At 73.8% G+C, this 16,734-nt stretch carries 16 protein-coding genes; 12 read left to right on the forward strand and 4 right to left on the reverse strand.

Annotated features, from left to right (window positions below):
* Positions 1 to 38: 38 nt before the first annotated feature.
* Genes ACZ4SV_RS25125 through ACZ4SV_RS25135 form a run of 3 tightly spaced genes read right to left on the reverse strand, consistent with a single transcriptional unit; the run spans position 39 to position 2,547 of the window.
* On the reverse strand, positions 39 to 1,370 hold the full coding sequence (locus ACZ4SV_RS25125) for a hypothetical protein (protein WP_468006561.1): 1,332 nt from the start codon (positions 1,368 to 1,370) through the stop codon (positions 39 to 41).
* 3 nt (positions 1,371 to 1,373) lie between these two features.
* Positions 1,374 to 1,628, reverse strand: a complete 255-nt coding sequence (locus ACZ4SV_RS25130; RefSeq protein ID WP_365873013.1) for a MoaD/ThiS family protein — start codon at positions 1,626 to 1,628, stop codon at positions 1,374 to 1,376.
* A 58-nt stretch (positions 1,629 to 1,686) separates the two neighbouring features.
* Positions 1,687 to 2,547 (reverse strand): alpha/beta hydrolase, encoded by an 861-nt coding sequence (locus tag ACZ4SV_RS25135; protein ID WP_468006563.1) that lies wholly within the window; start codon positions 2,545 to 2,547, stop codon positions 1,687 to 1,689.
* Positions 2,548 to 2,727: 180 nt separating this feature from the next.
* Here ACZ4SV_RS25135 and ACZ4SV_RS25140 point away from each other — a divergent pair, with 180 nt between their 5' ends.
* From ACZ4SV_RS25140 to ACZ4SV_RS25170, 7 genes are all read left to right on the forward strand, one after another.
* On the forward strand, positions 2,728 to 3,507 hold the full coding sequence (locus ACZ4SV_RS25140) for a response regulator transcription factor (protein WP_365873017.1): 780 nt from the start codon (positions 2,728 to 2,730) through the stop codon (positions 3,505 to 3,507).
* Between the two features lie 94 nt (positions 3,508 to 3,601).
* Positions 3,602 to 4,624, forward strand: coding sequence for a LacI family DNA-binding transcriptional regulator (locus ACZ4SV_RS25145; RefSeq protein ID WP_365873019.1), 1,023 nt, complete (start codon positions 3,602 to 3,604; stop codon positions 4,622 to 4,624).
* 194 nt (positions 4,625 to 4,818) lie between these two features.
* Positions 4,819 to 5,805, forward strand: a complete 987-nt coding sequence (locus tag ACZ4SV_RS25150; protein ID WP_468006566.1) for a S1C family serine protease — start codon at positions 4,819 to 4,821, stop codon at positions 5,803 to 5,805.
* 43 nt (positions 5,806 to 5,848) lie between these two features.
* Positions 5,849 to 6,070: a hypothetical protein gene (locus ACZ4SV_RS25155; protein WP_468006568.1), complete on the forward strand. Its 222-nt coding sequence runs from the start codon at positions 5,849 to 5,851 to the stop codon at positions 6,068 to 6,070.
* Positions 6,071 to 6,161: 91 nt separating this feature from the next.
* Positions 6,162 to 6,896 (forward strand): response regulator transcription factor, encoded by a 735-nt coding sequence (locus ACZ4SV_RS25160; RefSeq protein ID WP_365873025.1) that lies wholly within the window; start codon positions 6,162 to 6,164, stop codon positions 6,894 to 6,896.
* Positions 6,893 to 8,344, forward strand: coding sequence for a sensor histidine kinase (locus tag ACZ4SV_RS25165; protein WP_468006570.1), 1,452 nt, complete (start codon positions 6,893 to 6,895; stop codon positions 8,342 to 8,344). The genes ACZ4SV_RS25160 and ACZ4SV_RS25165 overlap by 4 nt, the downstream gene beginning before the upstream one ends.
* Before the next feature lie 105 nt (positions 8,345 to 8,449).
* Positions 8,450 to 10,504 carry a pectinesterase family protein gene (locus ACZ4SV_RS25170; RefSeq protein WP_468006572.1) on the forward strand — a complete coding sequence of 685 codons (2,055 nt, stop codon included), beginning with the start codon at positions 8,450 to 8,452 and terminating at the stop codon, positions 10,502 to 10,504.
* Between the two features lie 77 nt (positions 10,505 to 10,581).
* On the opposite strand, the gene ACZ4SV_RS25175 is transcribed toward ACZ4SV_RS25170, so the two are convergent.
* Entirely contained in the window at positions 10,582 to 12,369 is a 1,788-nt protein-coding gene (locus ACZ4SV_RS25175) for a bifunctional metallophosphatase/5'-nucleotidase (protein ID WP_468006574.1), read from the reverse strand.
* 184 nt (positions 12,370 to 12,553) lie between these two features.
* On the opposite strand from ACZ4SV_RS25175, the gene mshD reads away from it, so the two are divergent.
* From mshD to ACZ4SV_RS25200, 5 genes are all read left to right on the forward strand, one after another.
* On the forward strand, positions 12,554 to 13,480 hold the full coding sequence (gene mshD / locus ACZ4SV_RS25180) for a mycothiol synthase (RefSeq protein WP_365873033.1): 927 nt from the start codon (positions 12,554 to 12,556) through the stop codon (positions 13,478 to 13,480).
* 145 nt (positions 13,481 to 13,625) lie between these two features.
* A complete protein-coding gene (locus ACZ4SV_RS25185; protein WP_397968724.1) occupies positions 13,626 to 14,012 on the forward strand; it encodes a GntR family transcriptional regulator in 387 nt (128 codons plus the stop codon).
* A complete protein-coding gene (locus ACZ4SV_RS25190) occupies positions 14,009 to 14,908 on the forward strand; it encodes an ABC transporter ATP-binding protein (protein ID WP_468006577.1) in 900 nt (299 codons plus the stop codon). The genes ACZ4SV_RS25185 and ACZ4SV_RS25190 overlap by 4 nt, the downstream gene beginning before the upstream one ends.
* The gene (locus ACZ4SV_RS25195; RefSeq protein WP_468006579.1) at positions 14,905 to 15,957 is read left to right on the forward strand and encodes an ABC transporter permease; all 1,053 of its coding nucleotides are present in this window, start codon (positions 14,905 to 14,907) and stop codon (positions 15,955 to 15,957) included. Before ACZ4SV_RS25190 ends, ACZ4SV_RS25195 begins: the two co-directional genes overlap by 4 nt.
* Positions 15,954 to 16,706 carry a hypothetical protein gene (locus tag ACZ4SV_RS25200; RefSeq protein WP_468006581.1) on the forward strand — a complete coding sequence of 251 codons (753 nt, stop codon included), beginning with the start codon at positions 15,954 to 15,956 and terminating at the stop codon, positions 16,704 to 16,706. Before ACZ4SV_RS25195 ends, ACZ4SV_RS25200 begins: the two co-directional genes overlap by 4 nt.
* The last annotated feature ends 28 nt before the right edge of the window (positions 16,707 to 16,734 follow it).

The following is a 16,734-nucleotide window of genomic DNA, read 5'->3' on the forward strand; positions in this document are numbered from 1 at the left end:
GTCCGGGCCGGCCCGCCGGCCCGCTGCGCACGTCGGGCTCAGCCGAGCGCGCGGCCCAGCAGCCACACCACCGGGGCCGCCGCCGACAGCGGCAGCGCCACGCCCGCCGTGAAGTGCACGAACCGCGACGGGTAGTCGTAGCTGGCCACCCGGTGACCGATCAGCGCGCAGACCGCGGCCCCCGCGCCGAGGACGGCACCCTTCGCGCCGAGGCCGGTCATGCCGCCCACCGCGATCCCCGCGCCGGCCGCCGCCAGCAGCGCGACCACGATCCGGGCCGGACCGGGCAGGGGCAGGGCGCGGGCCAGGACCGCCGCGGCCACGGCCGCCGCGCCCACCGACACCGCGTGCGGGCCGGCGGCCAGATAGCCGGTCGCCAGCACCGCGAGCGCCGCCGAGACGACCGTCGCCATCAGGCCGTACAGCCGCTCGTCCGGGGACGCGTGGGAACGGAGCTGGAGGACGAGGGAGAGCAGGACCCACACGCCGAGCGAGCCGAGGATGGCCACCAGGGCGTGGTCGCGGCCGGCCGCCAGGACCGCCACGTCGGCCGTCAGCGCGCCCGCGAAGGCCAGCGCGATGCCCTGCCGGGCGGGCCACATGCCGTTCAGCCGGAACCAGCCGGCGGCCGTGACCGCCTGGAGCAGCACCAGCGGCACGACGAGGGCGTACGGCGCGACGGGCGCCGCCGCGGCCAGCAGCAGGCCCAGCAGCGCGGTGAGCGCCGCCGGCTGCATGCCGGGCTCGATAACCGGCGAACGGCCCTCCAGCCGGGCCCGCTGGGCGTCGGTGATCCGCGCGTTGCCGGCCAGGGTGGCGGGGCCGTAGGCGGGCCCGGCGGCCGGATCACCGGACGCCTCGGGCTCGGGTTCGGAGGCGGGCACCGCGGGCGCCGGTTCCGGTGCGGGGGCGGGTGCGGGTACGGGGGCAGGCGCCGGTGCCGGCCGGGGTTCCGAGGCCGGGCCGTATCCGCCGGTGTACGGGCCGGAGTGCGCCCCTTCATACGCTCCGGCGTACGGCCCCGAGTACGGCTGGGGCTGCTGCGGCTGCTGGTACTGGGGCTCCTGGTGCTGCGGGTACTGCGGCTCCTGGTACACCGGCTGGGGCTGCTGGTACTGCGGCTGCGGCTCCTGCGCGTACGGCTGCCCGTACTGCGGCTGCTGCTCCTGCCGGGGCAGGTACGCCGTCTCCTCCGCCCGCACCGGCGGGTGCGTCTGCGTCTCCCAGGTCTGGCCCTGCCACTGCTGGGTCAGCTCCGGGTCGTGGCCGGGCTGCTGCGCGTACTGCTGCTGCTCGTCTCCGGGCCAGTGCTGCTGCTGATAGGGGTCGTAGCCCTGGTACGGGCCGCCCTGGTACGGCTGGTCGGTCATCGCTCACCCTCCTGCGAACGGCGGGAGCACCTCGACCGTGCCGCCCTCGGCCAGCCGTACCGTCTCATGCGCGCGGGTCCCGACGGGGTCGCCGTCGACGAGGAAGGAGCATCGCTGGAGCACGCGGGTCAGCTCGCCGGGGTGGCGCGCACGCACGGCGGCCAGCGCGGCGGCCAGCGTGTCCGCCTCGTACGGCTCCTCGGCGACCTGGGCCGCGGCCTTGGCGGCGGCCCAGTAGCGCACCGTGACCTGGGGCATCTGAATCCTCAATCGACGGCAGGGAACAAGTGATGGACAAGCACAAGTGTGAGTCAGGCTAGCCCGCCGCCGACACCGCCCAGTCCCCGATCCGGGCCACCAGGGCGTCGTCCGCGGCGTGCTCCGCGTGGCCCATGCCCTCCTCGATCCAGAGTTCGCCGTGGTCACCGGCGGCCTCGGCGAGCATGCGCGGGTGATCGAGCGGGAAGTAGCCGTCGCGGTCGCCGTGCACGAGGAGCAGCGGGGCGGGGGCGATCCGGGGGACCGCCCGGACCGGGGAGAGCGGGACCGGGTCCCAGTCGCGGTGGTGGATGCGGGTGCGCAGGCCGTAGCGGCCGATCAGCCGGCCCTCGGGCCGGGTGACCAGCCAGTGCAGCCGGCGCATCGGAGCGGTGCCCCGGTAGTACCAGCGGGCCGGCGCGCTCACCGAGACCACCGCGTCGACCGCGCCGGGGCGCAGCGCCGCGTGGCGCAGGACCACCGAGCCGCCCATGGAGAAGCCGACCGTCACCACCCGGGCGTGCCCGAGGCCGCGGGCCCACGCCACGGCCGCGTCGAGGTCCAGCACCTCCTTGTCGCCGACCGTGGACCGGCCGCCGGAGCGTCCGTGGCCGCGGAAGGAGAAGGTGACGACCGCGCCGTGGTCGCGGAGCACACCGGCGATCCGCCGCACATGGGGCCGGTCCACATCGCCGGTGAAGCCGTGGGCGACCACGAACACCAGCTCACGGGAGGGTGAAGCGGAGGCGTCCGGAGTATCGGCCGGTGCTTCGTATACGGACGCGCCCGGATCGTATACGGATTCGACCGAAACACCGTCGACCGTGCGCAGAAACGTCCGTATAGCGCCGCGTCTGGGCGTCTCGGAATGCGGACGAACGGTGGAACGTGCCCCATGACCTGCCGGACGGTTGCTCATGTGGGCTATTCTGCTGGGCAGAGGACTCGGGCAGCGTAGCCCCCGGGTCCTTTTGTGCTTTCGGAAGCGTTGTATACGGCGCGGGAAACCTCAGGTGACCGCCGGTGTACGGGGCCTTCGGGATCGCAGAGCAGTGCCCGTCCGCACAGTCCTCGCAGGGACCGAGGAGGAACCAGACGTATGAGTTCTCTGCTGCTCCTGACCAACGCCCTTCAGCCGTCCACGGAAGTGCTGCCCGCTCTCGGCCTGCTCCTGCACAACGTGCGGGTGGCCCCGGCGGAAGGCCCCGCCCTCGTCGACACCCCGGGCGCCGACGTGATCCTCGTCGACGGCCGCCGCGACCTCCCCCAGGTGCGCAGCCTGTGCCAGCTGCTGCGCTCCACCGGCCCCGGCTGTCCGCTGGTCCTCGTCGTCACCGAGGGCGGCCTCGCCGCCGTCACGGCGGACTGGGGCATCGACGACGTCCTCCTCGACACCGCCGGTCCCGCGGAGGTCGAGGCCCGGCTCCGGCTCGCCATGGGACGCCAGCAGATCGTCAACGACGACTCGCCCATGGAGATCCGCAACGGCGACCTCTCCGTGGACGAGGCCACCTACTCCGCGAAGCTGAAGGGCCGGGTCCTGGACCTGACCTTCAAGGAGTTCGAGCTGCTCAAATACCTCGCGCAGCACCCGGGCCGGGTCTTCACCCGCGCCCAACTGCTCCAGGAGGTGTGGGGCTACGACTACTTCGGCGGCACCCGGACGGTCGACGTGCACGTACGGCGGCTGCGGGCCAAGCTGGGCCCGGAGCACGAGTCGCTGATCGGGACCGTCCGGAACGTCGGTTATCGATTCGTTACGCCCGAGAAGAGCGACCGGTCCGCCGAGGAGGCCAAGGCCAAGGCCGGCCGGGCGAAGGCGGAGGAAACGGACACGCCCGCCGTCCTGGAGGGCACGGAGGTCCACGTCGAGGCGTGAGGCGCGGCGGGCCGCCCGGACCCGGCCCGGCGGCGGCCCCGCCGCCATGTGATACGCCCTGCCCGCAGGCGATCAATCCGCGTAGACTCCGCGCGTGGCCAAGGTGACTCGGGATGACGTGGCACGGCTGGCGGGGACCTCCACCGCCGTCGTCAGCTATGTCATCAACAACGGACCCCGGCCGGTCGCCCCGGCCACCCGCGAGCGTGTCCTCGCCGCGATCAAGGAACTGGGGTACCGGCCCGACCGGGTGGCCCAGGCCATGGCCTCCCGGCGCACCGACCTCATAGGGCTGATCATCCCGGACGCCCGCCAGCCGTTCTTCGGCGAGATGGCGCACGCGGTCGAACAGGCCGCCTCCGAGCGCGGGAAGATGGTGCTGGTCGGCAACACGGACTACATCGGCGAGCGCGAGGTGCACTATCTGCGCGCCTTCCTCGGCATGCGCGTCTCGGGCCTGATCCTCGTCTCGCACGCGCTGAACGACTCCGCCGCCGCCGAGATCGACGCCTGGGACGCCCGGGTGGTGCTGCTGCACGAGCGGCCGGAGGCCATCGACGACGTGGCCGTCGTGACGGACGACCTCGGCGGCGCCCAGCTCGCCGTGCGCCACCTGCTGGAGCACGGCTACGCGTACGTCGCCTGCATGGGCGGCACGGCCGAGACGCCGGCCGTCGGCGACCCGGTCTCCGACCACGTCGAGGGCTGGAAGCGCGCCATGGCCGAGGCGGGCCTGTCCACCGAGGGCCGGCTGTTCCAGGCGCCGTACAACCGCTACGACGCCTACCGCGTCGCCCTGGACCTGCTGGCCGGCCCGCACCGGCCGCCGGCGGTCTTCTGCTCCACCGACGACCAGGCGATCGGCCTGCTGCGGGCCGCGCGCGAGCTGCGCATCGACGTGCCCGGGCAGCTCGCGGTGGCCGGCTTCGACGACATCAAGGAGGCCGCGCTCGCCGATCCGCCGCTGACCACGGTCGCCTCGGACCGCTCGGCGATGGCCCGGGCCGCGGTCGACCTGGTGCTGGACGACGGGCTGCGGGTGGCCGGCTCGCGCCGGGAGCGGCTGAAGACGTTCCCGTCCCGGCTGGTGGTGCGCACGAGCTGCGGCTGCGGCTGATCCCGGCGCGCCTGGCGGACGGGTCCGGACACCTCCGGAGCGCGTCCGCGGCGCCTCCGGGGCACGTCCGCAGCGCATTCGGGGCGCGTCCGCGGTGCCTCCGGGGCGCGTCTTTATACCGGGCAAACGAGGTTCTGCCGGGCTTCTCAGCGTGCACTCAGGAAGCTCTCATGGTCACGGGGGACTCTTGTGTCATGACCGAGAGCCAGGGCATCCACGAGCAGCCGCACTCCTCCTCCGTCCCGACCTCCGCGTGGCCGCCCCCGCCGCCGTACCAGCCGTTCACCGAGCCCGCCGCGCACCGCGGGAAGCGGGCCCGTGGCCCGGTGGCCCTGCTCGCCGCGGTCGCGATCGTGGCGGCGGTGGTCGGCGGCGGTACGGCCTACACCGTCCAGGAACTGGCCGGCCCGGACACGGCCGCCACCGCCGGCACCACCACCACCGTGGTGCCGACCGCCAAGAAGGGCGACGTGGCCGCGATCGCCGCCGCGGTCAGCCCCAGCGTGGTCGAGATCAACGCGACCCTCGCGGGCGGCTCGTCCACCGGCTCCGGTGTGATCATCACGTCCGACGGCGAGATCGTCACCAACAACCACGTCGTCTCCGGCGCCACCTCGATCAAGGTGCGCACCAGCGACGGCCGCAGCCGCACCGCCGAGGTGGTCGGCACCGACAGCTCCAAGGACCTGGCGCTGATCAAGCTGAAGGGCGCCAAGGGGCTGAAGCCCGCGGCGCTCGGCGACTCCGCCGGCGTCCAGGTCGGCGACGGCGTCGTCGCGATCGGCTCCCCCGAGGGGCTGACCGGCACGGTGACCAGCGGCATCGTCTCGGCCCTGAACCGGGACGTGACCGTCTCCACCGACGAGAACCAGGGCCAGGAGCAGGGCGGCGACGGACAGTGGCCGTTCCAGTTCGGCGGCCGTGAGTTCAACGGCGACACCGGCTCCTCCACCACGACCTACAAGGCCATACAGACCGACGCGTCCTTGAACCCCGGCAACTCCGGCGGTGCGCTGATCGACGCGAGCGGTCATGTCATCGGCATCAACTCCGCCATGTACGCCTCCAGCGCGCAGGCGTCCTCGTCCTCCGACGCGGGCAGCGTCGGGCTCGGCTTCGCCATCCCGGCCGACACCGTCAAGTCCGACCTCGCCGCACTGCGGGCGGGCTCCACCCGGTAGACCCTCACGCGCCCGACGGCGCAGAGTCAGCAAGGAGCAGGTCATGATCCAGCACGGTCCCCACCGCATGGCCGAACGCGGCCCCGCCGGCCTCGCCCTGGCCCTCTCCATCGTGTCCGAGCTGTACGTGCCCGTCCCGGCGCCGCGTGCCCCGGAGGTCGCGGCCGTGACCCCCGTGCCGCAGTTGATGGGCCTGCGCACCTCCGCCGTCCGCCGGCACCGCCGCAAGGTGCCGCTGCACCGCCTGAACACGGTGCGGGCCTGACCCGCCCGCGTGTCCCTCGCCGGCCCCCCGGACGTGGCACGCTGAGAGGCACCCGCACCCGACCCACCGCACCCCGAGGACACCGCGAGCGATGAGCCCCGCCGAAGGCGACCGTGACCCCCAGCGCATCCTGATCGTCGACGACGAGCCGGCCGTACGGGAGGCGCTGCAGCGCAGCCTCGCCTTCGAGGGGTACGACACCGAGGTCGCCGTCGACGGCGCGGACGCCCTGGAGAAGGCCGACGGCTACCGGCCGGACCTGCTGGTGCTCGACATCCAGATGCCGCGCATGGACGGTCTGACGGCGGCCCGCCGCATCCGGGGCACGGGGGACACCACACCGATCCTGATGCTCACCGCCCGCGACACGGTCGGCGACCGGGTCACCGGCCTGGACGCGGGCGCCGACGACTACCTGGTCAAGCCCTTCGAGCTGGACGAGCTGTTCGCCCGCATCCGCGCGCTGCTGCGCCGCAGCTCCTACGCGGCGGCCGTGTCCGCCGAGGCCCAGCGGGACGACGCACTCACCTTCGCCGACCTGCGGATGGACCTCGCGACCCGGGAGGTCACCCGCGGCGGCCGGCCCGTCGAGCTGACCCGCACGGAGTTCACCCTGCTGGAGATGTTCATGGCACACCCGCGCCAGGTGCTCACCCGGGAGCAGATCCTGAAGGCGGTGTGGGGCTTCGACTTCGAGCCGTCCTCCAACTCGCTCGACGTGTACGTGATGTACCTGCGCCGCAAGACCGAGGCGGGCGGTGAACCGCGCCTCGTGCACACCGTGCGCGGCGTGGGCTACGTCCTCAGGCAGGGCGGCGCCGAGTGAGCCGTCTGGTGCGCCGCTACCGGGCGCTGCCGCTGCGGGCCCGGCTGGCGATGCTGGTGGCTGCGGCGGTGGCGTTCGCGGTGGCGGCGGTCTCGGTGACGTGCTGGTTCATCGTGCAGCGCAAGCTGTACGACCAGGTCGACGAGAACCTGCGCAAGTCCCTGCGGAACACCACCGAGACCGACCAGGTGCTCTTCGCCCTCGCCAACTGCACGGACCGGCCGCCCGCCGACAGCATCTTCGGGGACAGGTACTCGCAGGTGGTCACGGAGGACGGCAAGGTCTGTCTGTTCGCCGGCGCCTCGGCGAAGATCAACGTCACCGAGGCCGACCGGTCGGAGATCAGGCACCTGGACGTCGGCACGATCTACTTCCGCAACGGCACCGACTCCGACGGCAACGACGTACGGGTGCTCACCAAGCCCCTCCTCGCCACCGCCACGGGGGCCGGCGAACGCGGGCCCAACGTCGGCGTGCTGATCGCCATACCGCTCAAGAGCACCCAGAAGAACCTCAACGACCTCGCGCTGATCCTGCTGCTGGTGTCCGCCATCGGGGTCGTCGGCGCCGGCGCCGCGGGGCTCGCGGTCGCCCGGGTCGGGCTGCGTCCCGTGGACAAGCTCACCGAGGCCGTCGAGCACGTGGCCCGGACCGACGACCTGAGCGTGCGCATCCCCGTGGAGCGGGGCAGCGAGGACGAGATCGCCCGGCTGTCCCGGTCCTTCAACTCGATGACCGCCTCGCTGGCCAGCTCCCGCGACCTCCAGCAGCAGCTGATCGCCGACGCCGGCCACGAACTGCGCACGCCCCTGACCTCGCTGCGCACCAACGTCGAGCTGCTCACCCGCAGCGAGGAGACGGGCCGCCCGCTGCCGCCCGAGGACCGCAAGGCGCTGCTCGCCTCGGTCAAGGCGCAGATGACCGAGCTGGGCGCGCTGATCGGCGACCTCCAGGAGCTGTCCCGCTCCGAGGGGCAGCGGGGCGAGCGGGTGCAGGTGGTCGACTTCCGGGACACCGTCGAGGCGGCCCTGCGCCGGGCCCGGCTGCGCGGTCCGGAGCTGTCCCTCACCGCCGACCTGGAGCCCTGGTTCGTCCGGGCGGAGCCGTCCGCGCTGGAGCGCGCGGTCGTCAACGTGCTGGACAACGCGGTGAAGTTCAGCCCCGAGGGCGGCACGATCGAGGTGCGGCTGCACGACGGCGTGCTGACCGTCCGCGACCACGGCCCCGGCATCCCCGAGGACGAACTCCCGCACGTCTTCGACCGGTTCTGGCGCTCCCCCGGCGCCCGCGCCCTGCCCGGGTCCGGTCTGGGCCTGTCCATCGTGGCCCGTACGGTCCAGCAGGCGGGCGGCGAGGTCGTCCTGTCCCGTGCCGAGGGCGGCGGCACGGTGGCCACGGTCCGGCTGCCGGGCGCCCCGACACCTCCGCCAGCGGCCCCGGCCGGCTGACCGGCGCGGCGGCCGGCACCCCGGGTGCGGGCGCGCGGCAACCTCCGCCCGTCCCGCGGCGACTCCGGCTCAGCACCCCGCCCGGCCAACCGACTGGAGTCGCCCATGAGTTCCCGTACGCCCCGCGTCCGTCACCGCCGCCGCCGTACCGCGTTCGCGTTCGGGCTGCCGCTCGCGCTCGCCGCCACGGCCGGCCTCGGCTACGGCCTGCTCGGCCCCGGCGCCCAGCCGCACGCCTCCGCCGCCACCACCGCCGTACCGGCCTGGGCCACGGCCGCCGCCGACGGGTTCGCCTCGGTGGACGCGCTCGGGCAGAACGGCACCTACGGCGGGCGCGGCGGCGAGATCGTCACCGTGAAGACGCTCGCCGACCTGGAGAAGTACGCCACCGCCGAGCAGCCGTACGTCATCGTCGTGGCCGCCGCCATCACCATGGACCCGGTCGGCAAGGAGATCAAGGTCCGCTCCGACAAGACCATCATCGGTTCCGGCACCTCGGGCCAGATCGTCGGCGGCGGCTTCTTCCTCGGCCAGGGCGTCCACAACGTGATCATCCGGAACCTCACCATCCGGGACGCGTACCAAGGCGTCTGGAACGACAAGGAGCACGACTACGACGGCATCCAGATGGACGGCGCCCACCACGTGTGGATCGACCACAACGACATCCGGCACATGGCCGACGGGCTCATCGACAGCCGCAAGGACACCACGTACCTGACCGTCTCCTGGAACCGGCTCGGCCAGGAGAACAAGGCGTTCGGCATCGGCTGGACCGAGAACACCACCGCCGACCTCACGATCCACCACAACTGGATCCGCGAGACCGAGCAGCGCAACCCCTCCACGGACAACGTCGCCCACGCGCACCTGTACAACAACTACCTCCAGGACGAGCCGGGCACCGCGATCACGGCCTCCTACGGCACCTACGCCCGCGGCCACACCAACATGCTGCTGGAGAACTCCTACTTCCAGGGCCTGGACAACCCGGTGATCAGGGACGCCACCGCCACGCTCGTGCAGCGCGGCAACGTCTTCTCCGGCACCGGCGGCCGCAACGAGAGCGGCGGCACGGGCGCCGCCTGGGACCCGGAGAGCTTCTACGGCTACACCCCCGACCGGGCCGCCGACGTGCCGGCGCTGGTCAAGGCCGGTGCCGGGCCGCGCGGTTCGCTCGGCACGAGGGCCGTCAAGGCCGCCGCGACCACGCTCACCGTCGCCAAGGACGGCTCGGGGCAGTACACGACCGTGCAGGCCGCTGTGAACGCCGTCCCCGCGGGCAACGCCTCCCGGGTCGTCATCGCCGTCAAGCCGGGCACCTACCGGGAGACGGTGAGGATCCCGGCGGACAAGCCGCACATCACCCTCCAGGGCACCGGCGCCGGCCGCAAGGACACCGTCATCGTCTACGGCAACGCCTCCGGCACGAAGAAGCCGGACGGCTCGGGCACCTACGGCACCGGCGGCAGCGCGACCGTCGCCGTGGAGGCCGACGACTTCCAGGCCCGCAACCTCAGCATCACCAACGACTTCGACGAGGGCGCGCACCAGGACATCGCCCAGCAGGCCGTCGCGCTGCGCACCGCCGCCGACAAGGTGTTCCTGGACGGGATCATCGTCAGCGGCGACCAGGACACGCTGCTGCTGGACACCGCCGCCAAGGAGAAGCCGGGCCGGGTCTACCTGACGAACTCCTACGTCGTCGGCAACGTCGACTTCATCTTCGGCCGGGCCACCGCCGTCCTCGACAAGTCGGTCATCACGCTGAAGAAGCGCTGGAACGGCACGTCGGCCGGCTATGTCACCGCGCCCAGCACGCCGGCCGGCCGCAAGGGCATCCTGATCGCGAACTGCGCCGTGAGCGGTGACGTCGCCGACCGCAGCTTCTTCCTGGGCCGTCCCTGGCACGCCGGCGGCGACGCCACCCTCGATCCCCAGACCACCGTCCGCGACACGACCCTGAGCGCCGCGGTGAAGACGGCGCCCTGGACCGACATGAGCGGCTTCTCCTGGAAGGACGACCGCTTCGCCGAGTACCGCGACACCGGCGCCGGCGCCGCCCCGGCCGGCCCGGACCGCCCCCAGCTCACCGACGCCCAGGCCACCGCCCAGGAGATCGGCGACTGGCTGGGCGACTGGACGCCCACGGCGTCCTGAGGACGGCCGGGGTTCCGGTGGCGTCCTGAGGGCAGACCGGAACCCTGCGGCTCCCTGCGGGCGGCCCGGGTACCGGGTTACTGCACGATCGTGATCCGGTCCGGCTTCGGCGGGTCGATCGGCGCGGTGACGGACGAGTTGGCGGTCAGGTACTTCGCCAGGGCCGTCAGGTCGTCCGCGCCGACCAGGTCGTTCGTGCCCTGGCCCAGGGTCGCGAAGCCGTCGCCGCCGCCCGCGAGGAAACTGTTGGTGGCGACGCGGTAGGTGGCGGCCGGGTCGACCGGGGCACCGTTCAGCCGGATGGAGGCGGTGACCACGCGGTCCGCGCCGGTCTTGGTGAGGTCCAGGGTGTAGGTGAGGCCGGCGGACGGCTGGAGGATCTTCGGGGCCGCCGCGTTGGCGCCGCTCACCTGCTCCTTGAGCACCTGGACGAGCTGGGCGCCGGTGAGGTCCTGGAGGTTCACGGTGTTGGCGAACGGCTGGACCGTGAAGCCCTCGGCGTAGGTGACCACGCCGTCGCCCTCGGCGCCCTTGGCGGCGTAGGTCAGGCCGGCCCGCACGCCGCCCGGGTTCATCAGGGCCAGGCTGGTGCGCGGGTCCAGCTCACGGCCGTGGGCGAGCTGGGCGTCGGCGATCAGGTCGCCCATCGGGGACTCGGTGCCGGTGTTGCCGATGTCGGCGGAGACGTAGCCGATGGGCCGGTTGCCGATCGGGGCGGCCAGGGCGTTCCAGCGGTCGATCAGACCGGTCAGGTCCGCCGCCTTGGGCACGTCCCGGGTGACCACGTGGTTGGCGGACTTCACCGCCGTACGCACGATGTCGCCCGTGCGGCGGTCGTAGGTCAGCGTGGTGTCGGTGTAGAGGCGGCCGAAGGAGGACGCCGAGGTGACCATGCGGGGCCGGCCCGAGGGGTCCGGGACCGTGCACACGTAGGCGTTGTGAGTGTGGCCGGTGACCAGGGCGTCCACCGCGGGCGTGACGTTCTTGGCGATGTCCACGATCGGACCGGACAGGCCGCTGCCGGCGCCCGGGGAGTCGCAGTCGTAGTTGTAGGAGCCGGAGGCCGGGTAGCCGCCCTCGTGGATCAGGGCCACGATCGACTGCACGCCCTGGCGCTGGAGCTGCCTGGCGTACTTGTTGATGGTCTCGGCCTCGTCCTTGAAGGTCAGGCCCTTGACACCGGCGGCGGACACGATGCCCGGGGTGCCTTCGAGGGTGACCCCGATGAAGCCGATCCGGACGCCGTTCTTCCGCCAGACCCAGTACGGCTTCAGGATCGGCTTGCCGGTCGTGTCGTCCAGGACGTTCGCGGCCAGGTAGGGGAAGTCGGCGCCCTGGAACCCGCGGCCGGCGTAACAGCCGTCCGTGGGGTGGCAGCCGCCGTTCTGCAGCCGGGCCAGTTCCCGGGCGCCCTCGTCGAACTCGTGGTTGCCGACCGAGGTGACGTCCAGGTCCAGCTTGTTCAGCGCCTCGATGGTGGGCTCGTCGTGGAACAGCCCGGACAGCAGCGGGGAGGCGCCGACCAGGTCGCCGCCGGCCGCGGTGACCGAGTAGGGGTGGCCCTCGCGGGCCTGGCGCAGATGCGTCGCGAGGTACTCGACCCCGCCCGCGTCCACCGTCTTGGTGCTGCCGTCCGGCTGCGCCTCGGTGATCCGCCCGGACGAGCCGGACGGGGGCTCCAGGTTGCCGTGCAGGTCGTTGAAGGACAGCAACTGGACGTCCTGGTAGCGGCCCGGACGGTGGTGGTGGTCCTCGTGGGCCTGTGCCGGGAGCGCGGCGGTGAGCGCCGCCGCCGTGGCGAGTCCGGCCGCGGCGGCGAGGAAGGCGGAGGCACGGCGTCTGGTGCGCCGGGACGCGGCTGGCATGGGAACCCCCCTGTGGGTCGGCTGTGATGGCTCGCGCAGCCTAGGGTCAACGCGCGTAGCGCGACAGGGGGTTCGGGGTTACATCATGGTTTCCCTTTGCCGCCGCGCGGGCCGGACGGGCCGGTCGTCGCGTTGCCGCCGGTGTGCCGGGACTTCGCCCCGGCGGGCCCGTACCCTCATACGCATGAGCAGCGACGACACCGTACGGGGCTTCCCCGCCCGCTCCATCGAGACCCACTCCGCGCTCACCCCGGACCAGGCCGAGGCCGTGCTGGACCTGCTGGGCGAGGCCGCCCGGACCGACGGGCAGCAGCCGGTGTCCGAACAGGGCCGGCTGCAACTGCGCGGCGGAGCCCGGACGGGCGTCTCGCACCTGCTGCTGACGTCCGACGGCGAACTGGCCGGCTACGCCCAGCTCGAGGACACCGATCCGGTGGAGGCGCCGGCCGCCGAGCTGGTCGTGCACCCCGGGCACCGCGGGCACGGACACGGGCGGGCGCTCGGCTCCGCCCTGCTCGCCGCGTCCGGCAAGCGGCTGCGGGTGTGGGCGCACGGCGGGCACCCCGCCGCCCGGCACCTGGCCCAGGTGCTTGGCCTGACCCTGTTCCGCGAACTGCGCCAGATGCGGCGGCCGTTGACCGGCCTGGACCTGCCCGACCCGGTGCTGCCCGAGGGCGTGTCGGTGCGCGCCTTCGTGCCCGGCAAGGACGACGCCGCCTGGCTCGCGGTGAACGCCGCCGCCTTCTCCCACCACCCGGAGCAGGGCGCGCTCACCCAGCGGGACCTGGACGACCGCAAGGCCCAGCCGTGGTTCGACCCGGCCGGGTTCTTCCTCGCCGAGCGGCGCGGCGAGCTGATCGGCTTCCACTGGACGAAGGTGCACGCCGAGGAGGGCCTGGGCGAGGTGTACGTCCTCGGGGTGCGGCCCGGCGAACAGGGCGGCGGCCTCGGCAAGTCCCTCACCACGATCGGCCTGCGCCATCTGGCCGCCCAGCAGTTGCCGACCGCGATGCTCTACGTCGACGCCGACAACAAGGCCGCGGTGACGGTGTACGAACGGCTGGGCTTCACCGTCCACGAGACGGACCTGATGTACCGCGCGGAGACGTGAGCGGAAGCCAGACCGCCCACCGGACGCACTCGGGCCCGGCCGCCTGACCCGATCCCCTGACCGGGGCAGGCGGCCGGGCCCGGTTGACTTTCCGGGCCTCCTTGCACCACCCTTTCACTACTTAATTAGTGAAAGGGTGGTCCCGATGGTCGAGTACCGCATCGACCGGCACAGCGGCGTGGCCACCTATGTGCAGATCGTCCAGCAGACCAAACAGGCCCTGCGCCTCGGCCTGCTGGTCCCGGGCGACCGGCTGCCCACGGCGCGCGAGGTGGTCGAGGCCACCGCCATCAACCCCAACACCGTCCTGAAGGCGTACCGGGAGCTGGAGCGGGAGGGCCTGGTGGAGGCGCGGCGCGGGCTCGGCACCTTCGTCCGGCGCGCCCTCGGCAGCGCCCCCGCCGACTCCCCGCTGCGCGCGGAGCTGGCGCAGTGGGCCGGCCGGGCCCGCGCCGCGGGGCTGGACCGGGACGACGTGGCCGCACTCTTCACTGCCGTACTCGACGAGCACTTCCAGGGAGACCCGACATGAGCAGCGACACGGCGTTGAGGGCCGAGGCTCTCGGGAAACGGTTCGGCCGCCGGCGGGGCCGGGAGCCCGGGAAGCGCTGGGCCCTGCGGGACTGCTCGTTCCGGCTGCCCGCCGGGCGCGTGTGCGCCGTCGTCGGTCCCAACGGCGCCGGCAAGTCCACCCTGCTCGCCCTGGCCGCCGGGCTCACCGCCCCGACCGAGGGCGCGGTGCGCGTCCTCGGCACCACACCGGCCGCCGCCCGGCCCCGGGTCGGCTTCGTCGCCCAGGACAAGCCGCTGTACCCGCAGCTCACCGTCGCCGAGACGCTGCGCATGGGCGCCGACCTCAACCCGGGCCGCTGGGACCCGGCCGTCGCCGGGCACGTCGTGGCCGCCGGCGAGCTGGACCCGAAGGCCCGCGTCCGCTCCCTCTCGGGCGGCCAGCGCACCCGGGTCGCGCTCGCCCTGGCCCTCGGCAAGCGGCCCGCGCTGCTCCTGCTGGACGAGCCGATGGCCGACCTCGACCCGCTCGCCCGCCACGAGCTGATGGGCACGCTGATGGCCGAGGCCGCCCAGTACGGCACCACGATCGTGATGTCCTCGCACGTCGTCGCCGAGCTGGAGGAGTCCTGCGACCACCTGCTGCTGGTCGGCGCCGGCCGGATCCGGCTGGCCGGCGACATCGACGAGCTGCGCGCCGCCCACCTGCGGGTGAGCGGCCCGGCGGAGGCCACCCTGCCGGACCCGCACACCGTGGTGGAGTCCCGGGTCACCGGACGCCAGCTCACCGCCCTGATCCGGCCGGCCGGACCGCTGGCCGGCGACTGGCGCACCTCGGCGCCCTCGCTGGAGGAACTGGTCCTGGCCCACTTGCGCAACCCGGGCGCGCCGGGCCTGACCGAGGAGTGTGCCGCATGACCGTCACCGCCCTGCCCTCCCCGGCGGCCGGCCGGCCGCGCACGGTCCGCTGGCTGCTGCGCCTGCACCGTCCCGCCCTGTACGCCTGGGCCGGTCTGGTCGCCGTCCTGGCCGGCGCGCTGCTGTGGCTGGGGGGCCCGCTGACCGACGCCGCCGCCGCGGCCTGGCGGGAGTACGACGCCGGCTGCGCGCGCGGCGGCCCTTGCTCCTACGACCAGGACGCGATCCTGCGCTACAAGGACGTCTACCAGTACACGACCTTCGCCGTCCTGGCCGTGCCGTTCCTGGTCGCCGGCTGGGCGGGCGCGGCCCTGACCGGCCGGGAGCTGGAGAGCGGCACCGCGCGGCTCGCCTGGACCCAGGCCGTCACCCCGGCCCGCTGGCTGGCCGCCCGGCTCGCGGTCCCCGCCGCGCTGGTCAGCGCCGGCACCGGGCTGCTGGTGCTGCTGCACCACCGGGCGTGGACGGCGGGCGACGGCCGCATCGAGACCGCCAAGACCTGGTACGACATGCCCACGTTCGTCTCGGGCGGCCCGCTCGTCCTCGGGCTGGCGCTGGCCGGCCTGGTCATCGGCGCCCTCCTCGGGCTGCTCCTCGGCCGCTCGCTGGTCGCGCTCTGCGCCGCGCCGCTCGCCGTGGCCGCCCTGTGGACCGCCGTCCAGACCAGCCTGCCGCACCTGTGGCCGGCCGCCACCCGCGTCGCCGGCCGCCGGACGTTCCCGGCGTACTCCGGCATCAAGGTCGAGGAGGGCGTCGTCACCTCCACCGGCGCCCACGAGACGACCCTGAACTGTCTCACCGACGCCACCACGGCCTGCCAGCGGCTCAACGACCGGCGCGGTGTCACCGGCTTCTACGTCGACTACCACCCCTTCTCCCACTACTGGCCCCTGCACCTGGCGGCGACCGGCGTCCTGCTCGCCCTCACCGCCCTGCTGACCGTGCCGGCCTTCCTGCTGCTGCGGCGCCGCACCACCGGGACGCCGGGCCGTACTCCGGGCCGTACTCCCGGCCTGGAGAAGACCGGCGGCGCGGGAGCCGCAGGATGATCGCGCTCGCCCCCGCCCGTCCGGCCACCCGGCGCGCCGTGCTGCGGCTGCACCGGCCGGCCCTGCTGCTGTGGACCGCGTTCGTCCTGCTCGCGGCCGGCGCGCTGCTCTGGGTCCACCGCTCCGGCGCGCCCCGGGACCGGGCCTGTCTGCGGCCCGGCCACTGGTGCTCCTACCCCGCGCTCACCGACACCAACAACGTCGTCAACGCCCTGGGCGAGGTCCTCTCCTACGCCCCCTGCGCGGTGGCCGCCTGGGCCGGTGCCGCGCTGATCGGCCGCGAGCTGGAGTCCGGCACCGCCCGGCTGGCCTGGACCCAGTCCGTCGGCCCGGCGCGCTGGCTGACCGCGAAGCTGACCACGGCCGCGCTGCCGCTGCTGGCCGGCGCCGCCGTGCTCGCGCTGGTCTTCGGCTCGGTCTGGACCGCCGACCAGGACGTGCTGGTCACCCGCTGGAGCTGGGACCGCGTGTTCATCCCGCGCGGCCCGCTGCTGCCCGCGCTCACCCTGTTCGCGCTGGCCGCCGGCACGCTGGCCGGGCTGGCCCTGCGCCGCGCGCTCCCGGCGCTGGCCGCCGCGGGCGCCGCCACCCTGGCCCTGCGGCTGGGCCTGCGCCACCTGTGGCGGCCGCTGCGCGGTCCGGGCACCGGCTTCTGGCCGCCGCACCTGGCCGCCACCGGCATGGTGCTGGCCCTCGCCGCGGCCGCCACCGCCGCCGCGTACGCCGTCCTGCGCCACCGCACGGCCTGAGTCCGGGAACACGCCGGTCCGGTACGCC

The organism is Streptomyces sp. NPDC027672 (assembly GCF_055566335.1).